General features: G+C 71.6%; 15 protein-coding genes. 6 read left to right on the top strand and 9 right to left on the bottom strand.

Features of this window, described 5'->3' with window-relative positions:
* The first annotated feature begins 3 nt into the window (after window positions 1-3).
* Genes ABZ915_RS13520 through ABZ915_RS13530 form a run of 3 tightly spaced genes read left to right on the top strand, consistent with a single transcriptional unit; the run spans window position 4 to window position 3865 of the window.
* A complete protein-coding gene (locus ABZ915_RS13520; protein WP_361800697.1) occupies window positions 4-1560 on the top strand; it encodes a VWA domain-containing protein in 1557 nt (518 codons plus the stop codon).
* Window positions 1557-2564: a hypothetical protein gene (locus ABZ915_RS13525; RefSeq protein WP_361800700.1), complete on the top strand. Its 1008-nt coding sequence runs from the start codon at window positions 1557-1559 to the stop codon at window positions 2562-2564. The genes ABZ915_RS13520 and ABZ915_RS13525 overlap by 4 nt, the downstream gene beginning before the upstream one ends.
* Entirely contained in the window at window positions 2561-3865 is a 1305-nt protein-coding gene (locus ABZ915_RS13530) for an ABC transporter substrate-binding protein (protein ID WP_361800703.1), read from the top strand. Before ABZ915_RS13525 ends, ABZ915_RS13530 begins: the two co-directional genes overlap by 4 nt.
* A 44-nt stretch (window positions 3866-3909) precedes the next feature.
* Here the strand turns inward: ABZ915_RS13530 and ABZ915_RS13535 are convergent, their stop codons facing one another.
* The 3 genes from ABZ915_RS13535 to ABZ915_RS13545 all read right to left on the bottom strand — a co-directional run bounded on the left by ABZ915_RS13535 (window position 3910) and on the right by ABZ915_RS13545 (window position 6370).
* Window positions 3910-5112 (bottom strand): MAB_1171c family putative transporter, encoded by a 1203-nt coding sequence (locus ABZ915_RS13535; RefSeq protein ID WP_361800706.1) that lies wholly within the window; start codon window positions 5110-5112, stop codon window positions 3910-3912.
* Entirely contained in the window at window positions 5112-5630 is a 519-nt protein-coding gene (locus tag ABZ915_RS13540; RefSeq protein WP_361800709.1) for a hypothetical protein, read from the bottom strand. Before ABZ915_RS13540 ends, ABZ915_RS13535 begins: the two co-directional genes overlap by 1 nt.
* Window positions 5631-5695: 65 nt before the next feature.
* Window positions 5696-6370 (bottom strand): hypothetical protein, encoded by a 675-nt coding sequence (locus ABZ915_RS13545; protein WP_361800712.1) that lies wholly within the window; start codon window positions 6368-6370, stop codon window positions 5696-5698.
* Between the two features lie 570 nt (window positions 6371-6940).
* Here ABZ915_RS13545 and ABZ915_RS13550 point away from each other — a divergent pair.
* Window positions 6941-7966: a GNAT family N-acetyltransferase gene (locus tag ABZ915_RS13550; protein ID WP_361800715.1), complete on the top strand. Its 1026-nt coding sequence runs from the start codon at window positions 6941-6943 to the stop codon at window positions 7964-7966.
* Window positions 7967-7987: 21 nt separating this feature from the next.
* On the opposite strand, the gene ABZ915_RS13555 is transcribed toward ABZ915_RS13550, so the two are convergent.
* Complete coding sequence (locus tag ABZ915_RS13555) at window positions 7988-8734, bottom strand: Clp protease N-terminal domain-containing protein (protein WP_361800718.1); 747 nt, start codon at window positions 8732-8734, stop codon at window positions 7988-7990.
* A 105-nt stretch (window positions 8735-8839) separates the two neighbouring features.
* On the opposite strand from ABZ915_RS13555, the gene ABZ915_RS13560 reads away from it, so the two are divergent.
* Window positions 8840-9553 (top strand): 2OG-Fe dioxygenase family protein, encoded by a 714-nt coding sequence (locus tag ABZ915_RS13560; protein ID WP_361800721.1) that lies wholly within the window; start codon window positions 8840-8842, stop codon window positions 9551-9553.
* 4 nt (window positions 9554-9557) lie between these two features.
* On the top strand, window positions 9558-10634 hold the full coding sequence (locus tag ABZ915_RS13565) for a pyridoxal phosphate-dependent aminotransferase (RefSeq protein WP_361800724.1): 1077 nt from the start codon (window positions 9558-9560) through the stop codon (window positions 10632-10634).
* Window positions 10635-10706: 72 nt separating this feature from the next.
* On the opposite strand, the gene ABZ915_RS13570 is transcribed toward ABZ915_RS13565, so the two are convergent.
* Genes ABZ915_RS13570 through ABZ915_RS13590 form a run of 5 tightly spaced genes read right to left on the bottom strand, consistent with a single transcriptional unit; the run spans window position 10707 to window position 16827 of the window.
* Window positions 10707-11726: a polyprenyl synthetase family protein gene (locus ABZ915_RS13570; RefSeq protein WP_361800727.1), complete on the bottom strand. Its 1020-nt coding sequence runs from the start codon at window positions 11724-11726 to the stop codon at window positions 10707-10709.
* On the bottom strand, window positions 11723-12712 hold the full coding sequence (locus ABZ915_RS13575) for a terpene cyclase (protein ID WP_361801009.1): 990 nt from the start codon (window positions 12710-12712) through the stop codon (window positions 11723-11725). The genes ABZ915_RS13570 and ABZ915_RS13575 overlap by 4 nt, the downstream gene beginning before the upstream one ends.
* Window positions 12713-12750: 38 nt before the next feature.
* Window positions 12751-14121: a cytochrome P450 gene (locus ABZ915_RS13580; RefSeq protein WP_361800730.1), complete on the bottom strand. Its 1371-nt coding sequence runs from the start codon at window positions 14119-14121 to the stop codon at window positions 12751-12753.
* A complete protein-coding gene (locus ABZ915_RS13585) occupies window positions 14084-15490 on the bottom strand; it encodes a cytochrome P450 (RefSeq protein WP_361800733.1) in 1407 nt (468 codons plus the stop codon). The genes ABZ915_RS13580 and ABZ915_RS13585 overlap by 38 nt, the downstream gene beginning before the upstream one ends.
* Complete coding sequence (locus ABZ915_RS13590; RefSeq protein ID WP_361800736.1) at window positions 15487-16827, bottom strand: cation:proton antiporter; 1341 nt, start codon at window positions 16825-16827, stop codon at window positions 15487-15489. The genes ABZ915_RS13585 and ABZ915_RS13590 overlap by 4 nt, the downstream gene beginning before the upstream one ends.
* Window positions 16828-16914 lie beyond the last annotated feature (87 nt).

Consider the following 16914-nt stretch of genomic DNA (forward strand, 5'->3'; position numbering starts at 1 on the left):
GTGATGAGCGTGAATTCAACGGGGAGTTCCGCGACGAGCGAGGCCGGTGCCGTCGAGGTGACGCTGAAGGTGGGCCAGAACAAGTACCTGTCCGCCGCGCCCGCGTCCACCGGCCCGCCCGGCCGCGCGGAGATGCACGCCATCATCGAGGTCGGGGTCAGCGACGGCGGCCACGCCTCCGCGTCCGGCCGGCGCGAGGGCACCGGCGCCGCCCTCGCCGAAGTACTGATCGTCGACACCTCGAAGTCGATGCTCCACCCCGAGACCAAACTCCACGCGGCCAAGGACGCCACCGTCGCCGCCATCCGGCTGCTCCCCGACGGCACCCCCTTCGCCGTACTGTCCGGACGCTTCGACGCCACCGTGGTCCATCCCGGCTCCGGCACCGAGGCACTGGCCGTCGCGGACCCGCGCGAGCGCGAGAGCGCCGAATACGCCGTACGGATGCTGGACGCGGACGGCGGTACGGCCCTCGGCCCCTGGCTCGACCTCGCCCGGCGGCTCCTCCACGGTCAGGACGCGCCCGTCAAACACGTCCTGCTGCTCACCGACGGACGCAACGAGCACGACGACCGGACCGAGAAACGGCTGGAGAAGGTGCTCCGTGCCTGTGACGGACAGTTCATCTGCGACGCCTGGGGCATCGGCGACGGCTGGGACGCCGAGGTTCTCCTGAGCGTCGCCGACCAGTTGCACGGGCACGCGGCCGCGGTCCGCGACGAGGCCGAACTCCCGTCGGCCTATGAGGAGTTGATGGACCGACTGCTGGGCACCGCGCTCCCCGAGGTGCGCATCCGGCTGGTCCCCACCCAGGGCACCGAGATCCGGGAGGTCAAGCAGGTGGTGCCGAGCGAACAGACACTCCGGCCGGCCGGCGCCGAACCGGAGACGCGCGGCACCGAGTACGTCACCCGGGGCTGGGCCGACGAGATCCGGCACTACCAGGTCGTCCTCGCCGCCGACCCCGCCGGCCGGGAACTCGGCGAGGACCTCCAACTCGCCGCCGTGGAACTGCAGGTACCCGAGACCGGTTCACCCGTGCGGCTGCCCGCCCCGCAGCCCATCCTGGTCAACTGGACCGACAACCCCGACGACGTCTCCCGGCCCCACCCCGGTGTGGCACGCCACCAGCTCTACCAGCAGTCCTACGAGGCGGTCGCGGAGGCCTACCGGGCCTGGCTGCGGGGCGCGGACGGCCGCGCGCGGGCGAGCGCGGAGCTCGCCAGGGCCCTGTCGCTCGCGGACCGGCTCGGCGACACCCGGATGCGGGACGAACTGCTGCGGGTCGCCGACCGGGACGCCACGCCGCCGCACGAGGTCCACGTCCGCGACGACCTCAAGCACGTCGACTGGCAGCACCTGATCCTCTCCAGCTCCGTGACCACCCCGCCCGAACCGGGGGAGGCACCCGGGTACGCCGCCGCCGGCCCGGGCGACCCCGGCCCGGCCGGTGACGGCGTCGGCGAGCTCGTCCAGTGCCCGCACTGCGAATGGCTCGGCCCGGCGGGCTCCCGCTTCTGCGGCGGTGAATGCGGCAGGCCGCTCGGGGAGCCCGCATGAGGAAGACGACACCGGTCCTGGACACGGCCGGACACCCCGCACCGGCCGCCCTGTCCCGACTCCTCGACCGGATCACCGGCGACGGCGGCGACAGCGACGGCAGCACGACGGCCCGCGAGCTGAACCTGCGCCACCGGCTGCTGCTCGGGCTGAGCGCGGCGCTCACCCTCGTCCTCTTCCTCTCCTACGAGGGGGTGCACGGCGACGCGGGCCCGCTGCGGACCTCGAGCGCGCCGGCCGTCGTGGCCATCGACACCGCCCGGCACGCGCTCGGCGCGGCCGACGACGAGGCCCGCTCCCGCGTCCCCTCCGGCAGCACGTTCCAGACGCAGATCTCGGTCGCCGCGCAGAGCCTGGCCGTCGCCGCCGCCGACGAGGAGGGCGGAGCGCCGGGCCGGCAGGCCCTCCAGACGGTCGCCGGACTGATCACCGTCTACACCGGCATGGTCCAGAAGGCGCTGCGCGAGCAGGACACCGGCCCGCTGCGGGAGGCGTACCTCAGCTATGCCCACAGCATCCTGCACGACGGGAAGGACACGGGGATCCTGCCCCGGCTGCTCACGTTGCAGGGTCAACAGCAGGACCTGGTGAACCGCCAGACCCGGTTCGGCTGGGCGTTGTGGCTCGGCTGGAGCCTCGTCCTGCTGCTCGTGCTCGCCCTGGCCGCCGCCCTGCTGGAGACCCAGGTCTTCCTGCGCCGGCGGTTCCGGCGGCGGTACAGCAGGCCCCTGCTGGCGGCCGGGGCCCTGATGACCGGAGGGACCGTGATCCTGGCGCTGTTCACCCTGTGGACGCACGAGGGCATGGCGGACACGCACCAACGGCTGGCGAAGCCACCCCGGGACAGCCTCGAGGTGGGGCAACAGGTCGCCGACCACCTGTCGAACACCGGCTTCCGCGCGGCGGCGGCGGTGTGGATCCTGGTAGGGGGGATCGTGCTCATGGCACTGGCCGACGCGGGCCTGCGACGCCACATCAACGACTACCGGTTCACGCCCCGGTGAGCGCGCCCGACGACGGCCGAGCCCAGGCCGCCCCCGCCCGCCGGCCCGGTCCGTCCCGCCGCCTCCTGCGTACCGTCACCCTCGTGGCGAGCTGCCTGGCCCTGATCGCGGCCGCCGTGATCGTGGGCGTACGGCACTTCGGCCGCGAGCCGACGGTCACCCTGCTGGCCAACTGGACGCTGGGCGACGCGAAGAAGTTCGAGGACGCCGTACTCGTCCCCTTCGAGAAGCGGCACCACATCCACGTCGACTACCAGGGCAGCTCGGCCGAGAGCCAGGTGCTCAGCGCCGACGTGGAGGCGGGCACCCCGCCGGACGTGGTGGTGCTCACCGGGCCCGGCGAACTCGCCTCCTATTACCGGCAGGGCAAGCTCAAGCGCATCGACGGGCTGATTCCCAAGGACGGCTTCGGAACGTCCTGGACCCCCACCTTCGACGGCGGTGTCTACTGGTTCCCGCTCAAGGCCGATCTCAAGAGCATCGTCTGGTCCCCCCGGAGCATGAGCGACGAGCAGCGCGCCGACGCCGCCCGGCAGCCGCGTCAGTGGTGCCTGGGGATGGGTTCCGGCGCGACCAGCGGCTGGCCCGGCACGGACTGGATCGAGGACATCCTGCTCCAGCAGGCCGGCTGGCGGACGTACCAGCGGTGGGCCCTCGGGCAGCTGTCCTGGAACTCCAAGGAGGTCAAGAAGGCCTGGAACACCTGGCACGGGCTGGTCGGCGCCGGGGACGAGAAGGTCGTGGGGCGAGCCCTGGTGACCTCCTACCGGGACGCCTCCGCGCGCGCCGCGAGGAAACCGCCGCAGTGCAGCCTGGAGCACCAGGCCTCGTTCGTCGGCACCGAGGACGCCTGGAAGGACGGGAAGGGCAAGTACGGGCCGTCCTCACCGCTGCTGACCGGCAAGGCGGGGTCCGGCTCCTGGGAGGTCTCCGGCGACCTGGTCGCACTGCTGCACGAGACCCCGCAGACCAGGGAGCTGATCCGCTATCTGGCCTCCGCCGAGGCGCAGCAGGCCTGGAGCAGCGTCGAGACCGGGTTCTCCGTCAACAACGAGGTGGACGTGAACACGTACAAGGGGGCGCAGCGCCGCTTGCTCGCCGCCACCCTGCTCGACCGGGGGGCCGTGCACTGCTTCGACGCCTCCGACGCCATGCCCCCCTCGGTGCGCGACGCCTTCGCCCAGGCCACCATCGACTTCCTGGCCCGGCCGGACAGGCTGGACTCGCTGCTGCGCGACCTGGAAGCCCTCAGGAAGAAGGGCGGCCTGACCTGGCTGTCGTCGGTCTGCGCCCGCGGCTGACGCTGCCTCGGTGCCTGATGCCGCCTCGCCGCCGACCGGGCGGGTCAGGCCCGTGGGCCGAAACCCTCGGCCACGGCCGCCTCGTGGTGGAACGTCTCCACGGCCGACCGCTGATGGCGTAGCGCACGGGCGATGGCTTCCAGCTCCCCGTCCGGGGCGGCGCCGGGCGAGGACGACCGGCCGTTCACCGTGGCCGCTCGCCCCGCCCGGAGGGCGTCGACGGCCACGAGGACGTCCACCGCGCCCGCGATACCGCGCGCGGCCCGCTCCGGATGACCGGCCGCCAGGGCTGCCCGGCGGGCCCGTGTCCGGCGCGTGTCGCTCAGGTGCGGGGTGAGTCTGAGCAGGCCGTCGTTGATGGTGGCCTTGCGCAGCTCCAGTTGGAGCGCGGCGCCGCCGACCCGGCCCGTCGTCGGCGCCGGGGAGGCGGTGACCGGCTGCAGGAGCCGCCACAGGGGCTCGAGCCGGCGGTAGGCGCGCCGCATGTGCAGGCGGCCCTCGACCAGGGGGCCGAGCTGACCCAGGATGAAGCCCACGGCGACCAGGAACGCCTCCGCGACGGAGAACGGCGGTGCCGCGTAGGTGGACAGCCAGTCCCAGTTCCAGCCCGCCCAGCGCGCGCCGACGGCGCAGAGTTTGGCCACGTCGTAGAGGAATCCGAACGCGTAGGCCAGCAGCAGGCACACCACGGCCCGGCGTACCCAGCCCTTGTCGATCTCCTTGGACCAGGCCCACAGCATCACGGTGGTGACGACACTGGACGCCGTGTGCGCGAGCAGGTAGAGCACGATGTGCTCGCGCATCCAGGGAGTGTTGGCGTAGTAGGTGTCCAGGTCACGCAACCGTTCGACACGGTGGTCACCGAGCAGGAAGGTCACCCACAGACCGGCGATGATCGCGGCGTACGCGGCCCACACCAGGCGGATCTGCCGCCGTCGGCCGGGCGAGGGCGGCTTGCGCCACAGGATGACCAGCCACAGGCAGGCCCCGCAGTAGGCGGTGATCAGCGAATACGCCCACGGCGCCGCGAAGTTGGGCACACCGGTGATCTCGTTGATGCGGTGCAGGTGTTGGGGAGGCAGCGAGACGAAGGTGACCACCCCGATGGCGAGCAACAGGGCGGTGGCCCGCAGGATCGGGTCGTGCCGTGCTCGCCTCAGCAACGGCAGTTTGATCGCGAACGCCACCGCGGCCAGCGCTCCCGGGACCGCGTAGGCGGCGATGTGGCCGGTGGTGTTCCCGAGCATCACAGCCCGTCGACGTTGGTCAGCGACGACGACAGACGCTCGGTCAGCGTCTCCTGCGTCAGCCGGCTGGAGGTCGCGTGCGGGCCGACGATCTTGTGGAACATCGCCGCCAGACGCAGGCCGCACTCCTCCGCCTCCCACTCGGCCACCGGGTCTTCGGCGGCGGGTGAGCGGGTGGCCAGGGCGACGACACGGTCCCAGGAGATGTCCTCGTCCGGCCCGGTCGGCAGTCCGCGGGCCGCCGCCGGCAACCCGGCCGCGTAGTGCACGCCCAGGGTCCCGTAGTAGCAGTGGCCCAGCTCGTGCCCGGCGATCACGAACTTGTGGGCGTCCGGCACCCCGTCCTCCACCACGACCACGTACTCGTCGTCCTTGGCGAAGGTCATCCCGGACAGGTCGAGGCCGGGCGGGAAGCGCAGGAACTTCAGCCGGACCGGCCGGTCGAGCCGCGGGCTGAGCGTGGCGCACAACGCGTGCAGGAAAGCCGTCGGCTCGGTCGGCAGCGTCAGCCGGCTCACGGTCTCCCGGATGAGACCGGGAAGGAACCTCCTGGGAGGCGGCGGCTTTCGTGGTCCTCTCGGTCTCATGCGTCGTCCCTGAGGGCGAGGATGAGCAGGGCGGCCAGCTGGCTGGGCGAGGGACGGTCACCTCCGCGGAACGCGATCAGCTGCGGATCGACGCCGAACTGCCGCATCAGCACCTGGAGTTGCTCATGCTCGTTGAGACATCGGAAACGCTGCAGCACCTCCTCCAGGGTTTCCTGGGCATGCTGCGGGGACGCCACCACGTAACCTTCCCCCGAACCTTCCAGTTGGCGCAGGACGGGCAGCAGAGCGTACCGGAGAGCGTCGTCGGCCGGGGCGGTGAAGAAGGCCTCGCCCCCCGGGACACCGAAGAAGTTCACGAGCCCGTGCAGAAACTCCACGCTCGGCACCTTCTTGCCGTCGCACACCTGCCGCGCCCAGTACTCGGAGACCCCCAGACGCCGCGAAATGTCGCCGGTGAGTTCCGACATACGCCCGCCGCTGCGCGCCAGCCGCGCCTCCGACAGCGCTTGTATGCGGGCACGGACCCGTTCGCCGACGGCCTCGTCCGGCGGGTCGCCGCCCTGGAGCAGGAGGCGGACGGTGGTGACGGGCAGGGCGGTCCGGGCCGAGAGTGCCTCGGGGTCGAGCAGATCGCGTCGCTTCAGGCCCCGCTCCTGGATGACCGCGTCGAGGCGTTCGAGCGCCTCGCGCAGAGACGGCACAGGTTCCACTGACGCAACTCCCGGGCAGGCGGAGGGGGCTGATGCATTGTGACCGATCAGCCTACGCACCACGAGCCGGGCGCTCAACGATGAGCTTCTGGCATCTTCAACGATCGTTGACAGGCGCCGTTTGCGCATAGCAATATCCCGGACAGCGAAGGTGTGCCGTCCGGTTGTCCGTGGTGTCGCTTCCGGCCGTCGCTCGCCTACACGACAAACGGGGAGATCCACTCATGCGCGAAACCGGGAGGCCGTGCGCCCACGGCCACGCCTCGTCCGTACTTCGTCAGCAGGCCTTCACCCGCACGCGTCCCTGACCCGAGTGGCAGGCCCATGGTCGTGCGCACGCGTTCCTCGTGGCGCGACTGAGTTCTCGCTGCGTCCACCCGGTGCGTCCGGGACGGCGGAAGTGACGACCGTCCGCTTCGCCGGAGCGGCGCGAAACTGACTGCCGCCCCGGGCCGTGCCACCGGTCCGGTGTGCCCGCGCGTCGTTCCGTGCCGTCCCGCCCCACGCGGGCCGGGCACGCGTCCACGTCCGCGACCCTCCCCCCACATATGCAAACGCAAGAGGACGACCATGACACACGCCCTTCGTATGCTCACCGGCTCGCAGGCCATGGACTTCCTCGCCGGCAGCTGGCGCGAGCTGTACCGGCTGGACCCGGCCGCCACCCCGTTCCAGTCGTCGGAATGGCTCAGCGCGTGGGCGGAGCAGTTGCCGGCCACGATGAGGCCCGTCGTCCTCGCCTCGGTCGGCGCTACGGGCAGACCGCTGGCCGCTCTGGCCCTGGCCCGCCACGACGACGGGGCCGACACACGCATCGTCCCGCTCTCGGCGCCGTACGCCGAGTGCATACGGCCCGTCGGCCCGTTCGCGGACGACCCGGAGGTCGCGGCGTCGTTCGTGTTCCATCTGATGCTGCTGACCGAAGAGGGCGGTCAGGACATCAGCATGACCGACGTACTGGCGACCAGCGGTCTCGGCCGCTACCTGAGGCAGATCTCCCAGGCCGACGGCTGGAACCGCGTCGACACCAAGTACGCCACGGTCCGCCTGCCGTTCGTCTACGCCGCCCTGTCCCGCCCCACGCGGCGGGAACACCTGCGGCGGCAGCGCAGCTGGGACCGGGCGGCCGCGAACCACCGGGTGACGTACGCGCGCACCCACCACCCGCAGGCCCTCCTGGACGCCCATGCCGTGATGGCCGGTCTGCGGCCGGCCCGCTGGTACGACGACCTGCTCTCCGAACGGGCCCCCACGGGCCGCCCGGAGCACTGGCGGTCCGTCCTGCGCCGGCTGGACCCCACGACGACCTTCATCGCCACACTCGCCATCGACGACACGGTGGTCGCGGCGCGGCTCTGCCTGACGCGCGGCCGGCACTGCTACTCCCTGGTGCCGGTGACGGACACCGCGCACCGCAGCCTCGCGCCGGACCACGCGCTGCTGCGCCATCTCATCGGGGACCTGACCCGCAAGGGCTTCACCGCGTTGCACCTCGGACGCACCCCGGCCCCCGAGCAGGGGGGTGCGGGGCAGTACCAGCCCGAGTGGACCTCGACCCTGTCGGTTCTCACCGAACCCAGATGTGCCCTCGCCTGACGTCGTGACGGCTCACGGACCTCAGTGCTTCGGCGCGGAGTCGCCGGCCGACCTGCTGTGCGCGAAGGCCTCCTCGAGGGCCTCCAGGGCGACACCGGCCTCGGTCAGCACCGTCGCGGCCAGGCCCCGGCCGATGTGGGCCAGCCCGAGCAGCAGGTGGTCGCAGTCGATGAGCGTGGCGGGGCCCTCCTGCGTGGCCCGCTCCTCCGCGATGGCGATCGCCTTGCGTGAGAAGGGGGTCCAGGCGATGCGTTCCGCCGCCTGGGAGGCTCCCCAGCTCAACCGCCCCTCCACCGCGCGGTTGATCTTCTCCGGAGAGGCGCCCACCGCGCGCATGAGCCGCACCGCGCTGTTCTCCGGGCCCTCGTCCTCCGTGGTGGTGAGGCCGAACAGCAGATGCTCGGTTCCGAGGTAGTTGTTGCGGTGCTGCACCGCGGCCCGCTTCATGTGCGTCATGGCCTGCCGCAGGCCTTCGGTGAGCATCTCGGGCGTGTAGCGCTTGTGGGGTGCGTGGAAGCGCTGCTGCACCGCCTGGCGGGTGACTCCGAGAGCCCCGCCGATGTCCGCCCAGGAGACACCGTGCATACGGCAGTGCTCGACGTAGTCCTCGACCAGGTCGTCCGCCAGTGCCTGTAGTTGGCCGGAGATGCCGGCGGCCACGGTCAGCAGGGCCAGCCAGTCCGGCTGGTCCTGGACGCCCGGTCGATGGGCGGAGTCACAGGTCCTGTCCACTTCGGCGATGAGGTCGTCGAGGTCTGGAAGCGTCATGAGGCAAGTAACTCTTGACAGTTGCTGTTTTGTCAAGCACTGCTTGCATGGTGAGGAGTGGTCCCGTGGGGCGCGAGACCAATTCTTGACCCCTGGAAGCGCATTGTGTTCGACTCGATGAACATTGGAGTTCGGATCGTCGGGAATGTGGAGCACTGCATGCGTCTGGCTCTCCTCAACATGTGCGGGAAAATATCGGACGAACTTGTCACGAGTTTCCACGCCCTTGCTCCGGACGACTATGTGAAGTCGCTGGTCCCCTTTCGTTTCCGGGCCTTCGGAACCGCCCGGGTCGAGGGTGAGAAAACCGTCTGGCAGCAGGATTCTCCGTTTCTGCAGAGTACGGACGTCAACGGATACGCGGGAGGCATCGAGCGCAGGTTCCAGCCGCTCGGAGAACCCGTCCGCGAGTTCGCCGAGGAACTGGTGCGCGACGCCGCTCTGCGGCGGCTCGTGGGGAGCGAGGACTTCCTCATCGGCTGCCATCAGATCCGCGTCGTCGCTGGTGACGACCAGATCGGCCGGCCGGCACCGGAGGGCTTCCACCGGGACGGCTTCGACGGCGTCGCCGTCACGGTGGTCTCCGCCGAGAACGTGAGCGGCGGTATCTCGCTCGTCCGCGAAGACGACGGAGGCGACGCGGCGGACGGAGCGGGCGACGTCCTGTTGGACCGGGTGATGGCGCCCGGCGAGACGCTGTATCTCGATGACCGCAGAGTCGTGCACTACGTCAGTCCCATCACTCCGAAACACCCCGGCGTCATCGCCCACCGGGATGTGGTGGTCATCACCTTCGATCTCCAGCGAGACGGGAGTTGAGCGCGTGAGTATTCCCGAATACGCCATCCAGCGTTGGCTTTTCGACGAGGCGCAGGGGCGGTACGACATCGACCTGGCCGAAAGCGGCGTGCAGTTCCAGCTCCTCGGGGATCTGGAACTCGAGCCGGAATGGGAGCTCGATTACAGCCTCGACCGCGGGCGGCCGGAACTGCGCGCCGCGATCGCCGAGATGTACGGCGGCCCGGCGCTCTCCGCCGACCGCGTCGCCGTGACGCACGGAGCCCAGGAGGGGCTCTACCTCCTGTACCGCGGCCTGCTCCGGCCCGGCGACCATGTCGTCGCCACCAGCCCCGGCTGGCAGCAGGCCTGGGAGGTGCCCCGCCACATCGGCTGCGACGTCACCGTGCTGCCCTGGCCGCCCGGCACCCCCTTCGACTCCGAGGGGCTGCTGCGCGCGATCGGACCGCGCACCAGGCTGATCATCCTCAACAGCCCCGGGAACCCCTCCGGTTGCGTGCTCACCGAGGGCGAATGGGACACCGTCGTGGCCGCCACGGCCGAGCGCGGAATCGCGGTGGTCAACGACGAGGAGTACCTGCTCGACTTCGCCGGGTCGGTCGTCCACCGCCACCCCCACGGCATCTCGGTCTCCGGCCTGTCCAAGGTGTTCGGGATGCCCGCCCTGCGGCTGGGATGGCTGTGCGCCGCCCCGGAGGTCGTCGAAGCGGTGGTGAACTACAAGCGCTACACCACGGTCTCCAACTCCCTCGTCTGGGAAAGGGCCGCCGAAGCCGCGTTGCGGCGTCGCGCCGAACACGTGGCACGCTATCGCCGCCTCGTCGGGCCGGGACTGCGGATCCTGGAGGGCTTCGCGCGCCGGCACGCCGACCGGGTGCGGCTGGTCGCGCCGCAGGGCACCCCCTTCGCCTGGGTCGACACCCTGGCCCGGACCACGTCCCGGGACCTCGCCGAGCGGCTGCTGCGGCAGCACCGGACGCTCGTGATGCCGGCCGAGGTGTTCGGCGCCGAACGGGCCCTGCGCATCAGCTTCGCCCGACCGGTCGACGTACTGGAGGAAGGACTCGAACGACTCGCCAAGGTACTGGCGGACGCGGACTAGGTGTCTGACCGGCGGATCGGGCCGGGGCGCCGGCACTGCCGGCGTCCCCTGCGCGGGCGAGGCGGCCGGGTCTCACCGGTGGCGCCGTGTGATGGCCTCGGCCAGCGAGGTGAGCGCCCGTGCCCCCTCGGGCGCCGGGTCGGCCGCCGCCAGCGCCGCCAGTGCCCGGGACCGTTGCCGGCGCGCTTCCCGTTCCGCCCAGTCGCGACCGCCTGCCAGGCCGATCAGGCGGGTGGCCTCGCACACCTCGTCCTCCCCGAGCGGACGCGTGCCCGTGAGGTACAGCTCGGCGAGCCGCCGGGCCGCGGGCGTGTCCGAGCGCAGCGCCGCCACCACCGGCAACGACTTCTTGCGCCGCCGAAGGTCCCCTCCCACGGGCTTGCCGGAGACCTGGCTCTGTCCCCAGATGCCGAGGAGATCGTCGACGAGCTGGAACGCCAGTCCCATGTGATGCCCGAACCGCCGCAGGGCCTCCGTACGCCGGGGCGTGGCCCCGGCCGCCCGTGCGCCGAGGGCACAGGCGGCCGACAGCAGCGCCGCGGTCTTCCCGGCGGCCATCGCCAGACAGTCCGTCAGGTCCACGTCCGTGCGCTCCTCGAAGGCGAGGTCCGCGCCCTGGCCCGCGACCAGGGCGAGCAGCGCGTCGCACAGTTCCCGGAGCATCGGCGGATCCCCGGCCAGCATCTCCGTCGCCACGACCAGCAGCGCGTCCCCGGCCAGCACGGCCTGTGCCTCACCGAACAGGGCCCAGACCGCGGGACGGCCGCGGCGCAGGGCGTCCCTGTCCATGAGGTCGTCGTGCACCAGGGAGAAGTTGTGGACGAGCTCGACCCCGGCCGCGGCGGCGACCGCCCGCTCCGGTACGGCGCCCATGGCCTGGGCCGAGGCGAGGACCAGCGCCCCACGGATCCCCTTGCCCCAGCCGCCGGACGCCGGGTTGCCCTCCTGGTCCCGCCAGCCGAAGTGGTATTCCGCCACCGCGCGAGTGGGCTCGGGCAGCCGGGCGACGGCCTTGCACAGCGCCGGCTCGGTCAGTTGCCGGGCCCGGGACAGCAGCTCCCGTACATCGGTGTCGTGTCCGACGGCGGTCACCGGCCCACCTCCATCAGCGCGCTCTCCAGATAGTGGGTGTCCGCACCGTCCCGGACGAGGTCCGAGGTGTAGCGCTCGGTGCGCCGCGACCAGTCGAGGTTGCCGCGCATCCACGACCGCATGCCCGCCAGCGTGGGTTCCAGCCATGGTGCGTCCCGGGGGTGTTCGCGGCGCAGCTCCCGCTCGGCGGCCAGGTAGTCGTCCGTACGCGCGGCGATGGCGGAGCACACCGTCTCCAGCGCCCGGCGTTCGTCCAGCCCCCGGTGGTGACCGACGATGTACACCAGGTTGTGGACCTCCCCCAGGGCACGCTCCTTGGCCAGTGAGTAGACGTCGTTGACCCAGCAGACGACGTCACAGGCGGCGTTCAGCGCGGCCTCGAACGCGGGTGTGTCGTAGCCCGGCGCCGGAACCTCGACGTTCTCGGCCGTCTCGACGAGGTCCATGCAGACGTAGATGGCCCCGGTGTGCCGCCGGTTGGCGATGTAGGTCTCCTCGGTGGGCACGGCTCCGCTGACGCGGTTCTCGGCCTCCCAGACGGTGGCCGTGACCAGACACTGCTCCAGGTGACGGGCGAACCGTGCCCGCCACCGCGGTGAGGCCCGGCGGGCGGTGCGGCGCCACAGGTCGGCGAGGGCGACGGCGACGGGCGGCAGGGACGTGTCCCGCGGCGGGGCGGGATCGCCGAGTATCTCCCGCATCAGTGCGACGGCCTGCGCCATGCGCTCGGGGGAGCGGCCGAAGGCCCCGTCGTCCAGCTGGTCGTCCACCAGGAAGAGCCAGGCGAACCACTCCGCCATGAGGTCGAGCGCCTCGGCGTCGGCGGTCGGATAGACGAGCGCGGCGAACCAGCCGAAGTCGGCCCGCTCGAACCGTTCCCGGGCTCGGGCACCGCGCAGCAGACCGTGCTCCCGCGTCCAGGCCTCCAGGCGCTCGCGGGCCTGCGGGGCGTGCGGGTTGACGGAGTAGGGGAAGGGACACTTCACGTCGATCAAGGGAGCTCCAGGGACGAGGGGCCGGGGCGTCAGCGGCGGGCGAGGCGGAGGTGGACGCCGCCTCGCGGATGCAGCGTGATCAGGGGCTCGGGACGTACGACGGGCGCCCGCTCCGGCAGGACCAGCCGGTGCCTGCGGGCCACCGTGGCCAGCGCCAGGGTGAGTTCGGTCAGGGCGAAGTGCTTTCCGATGCACACGCGCCGGCCGCTGCCGAAGGGGATGTACGCGTGCTTCGGACGCGCGGCCACCCGCTCCGGGGTGAAGTTGTCCGGGTCGAACCTCTCCGGATCCGGCCAGAACTCGGGGTGGCGGTGCAGCAGATAGCTGTTGAGGAGCACGTTGCTGCCGGCCGGGATGCGGTAACCGGCGATGACGTCCTCCGCGCGCGCGTGCCGCATGGTCTGGTACGCGGGGGAGTAGACGCGCAGCGTCTCGTCGATGATCATCCGGGTGTACCGCAGCCGGGGCAGGTCCTCGAAGACCGGAACGCGCCCGCCCAGCACCTCGTCGACCTCGGCGTGCAGCCGCTCCTCGACGTGCGGGTGCCGGGCCAGCATGTAGAACGCCCAGGACAAGGTGTTCGTGGTGGTCTCGTAGGCCCCGATGCAGAGGTTGAGCACCTCGTGGTGGAGCTGCTCCAGGTCCATCGCGTTGCCGTCGTCGTCCACACTGTTCAGCAGCAGTGTCAGCAGGTCCGGCTTCGCCGCCGGCACCCGCTCGGCGTCGGATCCCCTCAGCCGCTCGCTGATCACGCCGGACACGAAGCGGTCCATGTCGTCGATGGCGCGGCGCAGTCGGCGCCGCCGGGGGGTGGGCCAGCTCAGCGGCGGGAACGGGAACCGGAAGAAGGAGCCGAGCACGCTGTTGGCCGCGCCGAAGGCTCGCTCGAAGGCCTGGGCGGCCCGGCTGACGTCGGCACTGAACAGTGAGCGGTTGACGATCCGCAGAGCCAGCTGGCCCACCTCGTCGGTGACGTCGAGGAGGTCGCCGGCGGAGCGCGGCCGGCGCTCCCAGCGCTCCACCATGCGCTCTGTCTCGACGGTCATGTTCTCGGCGAACCCGGCGACGGTGCGCGGAGTGAAGTGCGGTGCCATCATGCGGCGTTGACGGCTCCACCGGTCCTTGTCGGCTATGGCGATCAGGCCGTCGCGGAGCACGGGGCGGACCACCTTGAAGATGGTGGCGTCCTTGTCGTACCGCTCCTCCCCGTCCACGAGGATGTGCTGGATGTGGTCGGGGTGATTGGCCAGGATCATCGGGATCCCGAGGGGGCGGAACCGGAAGAGATCGCCGTGCCGGTCCACGTTCTCGGCCAGGAAACCCAGTTGGTCGCGTTTGAAGGCGAGTGCGCCGCCGAACAGCTCACGGGCACCGGCGGTGGGCAGGTCTTGCGGGGTCATGGGGTCGGCGACTCCGTATGTGAAGGCGGATGTTGTCCGCGGGGTGCAGGGTGAGCAGCGGGGCGAAGCCGGTGCGGGGCGCTCCCGGCACCCGCGCCAGGGTGCAGGCCTGGGCGATCATGGCCGTGACGACCAGCAGCTCGGTGAGCGCGAAGTGCTTGCCGATGCAGTGGCGCGGGCCCGCGCCGAAGGGCTGGTAGGCATGGCGTGGGCGGCCGGCCTGGGCCTTCGGGTCGAAGCGCTCGGGGTCGAAGCGCTCGGGGTCCGGCCAGAACTCCGGATGGCGGTGGAGCGTGAGGAAGTTGATGTAGATCCCGGTGCCCGCGGCGATGTGGTGGCCGCCCACCACGTCGTCGGCCGCCGCCCGGCGCATGGTCTGCCATGCCGGGGTGAACAGCCGCAGGGTCTCGTCCACCACCATCCGCGTGTACGTCAGGCGCGGCAGGTCCTCGAAGCGGGGCGTGCGGGCGCCCAGCACGCGGTCGGCCTCGTCCTGGAGGCGGAGCCGGACCTCCGGCAGGTCCGCGAGCTGATGGCAGATCCACGCGATGGCGTTGCTGGTGGTCTCGTAGCCCGCGACGACCATGGAGAGGACCTCACTGGTGACCTGCTCACGGGTGAGCCGGCTCCCGGTCTCCTCGTCGAGGGCGTGCAGCAACAGGGAGAAGAGGTCGGGGCGGTCCGGGTCGTCGTCCCCGCGGTGCGAACGGCTCTCGATCAGCTCCGCGATGAACCCGTGCATGGCGGTGACTCTGGAGCGCAGCCGCCGGTGCGCAGGGGTGGGCCAGCCCAGCGGGGGAAAGGGGAAGCGGAAGAACGCGCCGGCCAGCGCGTTGGTCTCGAGGAAGTCCTGCTCGAAGCGGGCCGCGCGCTCGTCCGACGCGGCGCCGAACAGGGACCGCAGCACGATCTTCAGGGCGAGGTCCGCGGCGGACGCGGTGACGTCCACCGTGCGGGCCGCGTCGCCGGGCCGGGTCCAGGCGGCCAGCATGCGGGCCGTCTCGTCGGACATGACGGAGGTGAAGCGGGAGACGCTCCCGCGGTGGAAGGCCGGCTGGAGCATCCTGCGCCGCTGGTGCCAGACCGCGCCGCCTTCGTGGGCCACCAGCCCGTCGCCGATCACGGACCGGACCGAGCGGTACATGAAGGTGTCTTTGTCGTAGGTCGTGTGGCGGTCGACGAGCACGTGCCGGACGAGGTCCGGGTGGTTCAGCATCACGACCGGCATCCCGCCCAGCAGCACCCGGAAGATGTCCCCGTGCCGCCGGACCAGGGCGCAGAGGTGACCCACCTGGTCACGGCGGAGCGCGGCGAGTCCGCTCAGGTTCTCCCGCAGCCCCACGGCCGGCACGGGGCGGGCAGCGGTCATCGTGCGGTCTCCGGGGCCGGCTCGCGCAGGGTGCCGAAGAGCCGCACCCCGGGGCCGGTCATCAGGGTCGTGACCAGGGCGACCAGGGTGAGGATCGCGAACATCTCCCCGTCGATCAGGCGCGCCTCATGACCGACTCCCAGGACCACGAGCTCGGTGAGCCCCCGCGAGTTCATCAGCAGGCCGAGGGTCGTCGCCTCCGCGCGGTCCATCCCGCAGAAGCGGGCGGCCAGCGCGACACCGAGGATCTTGGTGACGGCGGCCACGCCCAGCAGGAGGCCGGCGACGGCCGCGGTCCCGGGGGTGAAGGGCAGGGCACCGAGGTCCACCGAAAGCCCGAAGCCCAGGAAGAAGAACGGCAGGAGAAGGTGCGCCATGGCACCGAGGGAGGGCGTGACGGACACCTCGCGCGGCAGGTCGGGCGGCCAGGCCAGCCCGAACAGGAAGGCGCCGATCAGCTGGTGGATGCCCAGCAGCGCGGTGACGCCCGACGACAGCGCGAGGCCGGCGACCGCGATCATCAGCACGAACGCCGCTCCCGGCCGCCGGTCCCCGCGTCCCAGACACCGCGCCAGCCCGATCCGCACGGGCCCGAGCAGGACGGCGGCCGTCACCAGGGCCAGCACCAGCTTCGGCCACAGCGACGCCAGGTCCCCGCCGCGGGCCAGCAGCAGGGTCGCCGCCAGCAGCAGCCAGCCCAGGCCGTCACCGACGGCGGCGGCGAACAGGCTGAGCTGTCCGGTGCGGGCGTGGACGAGGTCCAGGTCGGTGAGGATGCGGGCGAGTACGGGAAAGGCGGTGATGCTCAGCGCGCACCCGAGGAAGAGGGCGAAGGTGAGGCTGTCACCGGCGCTGCCCGTGAAGTGCCGGGCCAGCGGCAGGGCGACGGCGGTGCCCGTGGCGAACGGGAGCACGAAGGAGGTGAGGGCGATCAGGCTTCCGTCCCCTCCCATCCGGTCCCGGCTGCTGCGCACCACCTCCTGTCCGACGCCGAACATGAAGAGGACGAGCCCCAGTTGGGCGAGGGCGCCGATGCCGGCGACGGCGGACTGGGGGAAGAGCCACGCCCAGGCACCGGGGGCGATGCGCTCCAGTGCCGTCGGGCCGAGCGCGATGCCCGCCACGAGTTCTCCGACGACCTGCGGCTGACCGAGACGGACCGCGAGCAGGCCGGCCGTCCGGGCCGCGGCGACCACGACGGCTATGGCGAAGAAGAGGGCTGCCGCGTGGTCGGGAGCGGCGGCGCTCTGGGCGCGGGACGGACGTGAGCCGTGCGACACCAGGACGACCACGGACGCCAGGAGGGGCAGGACGACCAGCAGCCCGTAGCCGAGCACACGACGCCGGCCCCGGGCGGGCCGGCTCTCGCTCGTCGATGACCGGGATGTGGCTGCACGAACAGCACGTTGTGTCACATCTACCTC

Source organism: Streptomyces sp. NPDC046915 (genome assembly GCF_040644935.1).
Taxonomy (GTDB): domain Bacteria; phylum Actinomycetota; class Actinomycetes; order Streptomycetales; family Streptomycetaceae; genus Streptomyces.

Coding starts and splice junctions, on each gene's coding strand:
- ABZ915_RS13520 (WP_361800697.1), top strand. CDS start 4: ATGAGCGTGAATTCAACGGGGAGTTCCGCGACGAGCGAGGCCGGTGCC.
- ABZ915_RS13555 (WP_361800718.1), bottom strand. CDS start 8,734: ATGACGCTTCCAGACCTCGACGACCTCATCGCCGAAGTGGACAGGACC.
- ABZ915_RS13585 (WP_361800733.1), bottom strand. CDS start 15,490: ATGACCGCTGCCCGCCCCGTGCCGGCCGTGGGGCTGCGGGAGAACCTG.
- ABZ915_RS13525 (WP_361800700.1), top strand. CDS start 1,557: ATGAGGAAGACGACACCGGTCCTGGACACGGCCGGACACCCCGCACCG.
- ABZ915_RS13550 (WP_361800715.1), top strand. CDS start 6,941: ATGACACACGCCCTTCGTATGCTCACCGGCTCGCAGGCCATGGACTTC.
- ABZ915_RS13535 (WP_361800706.1), bottom strand. CDS start 5,112: ATGCTCGGGAACACCACCGGCCACATCGCCGCCTACGCGGTCCCGGGA.
- ABZ915_RS13580 (WP_361800730.1), bottom strand. CDS start 14,121: ATGACCCCGCAAGACCTGCCCACCGCCGGTGCCCGTGAGCTGTTCGGC.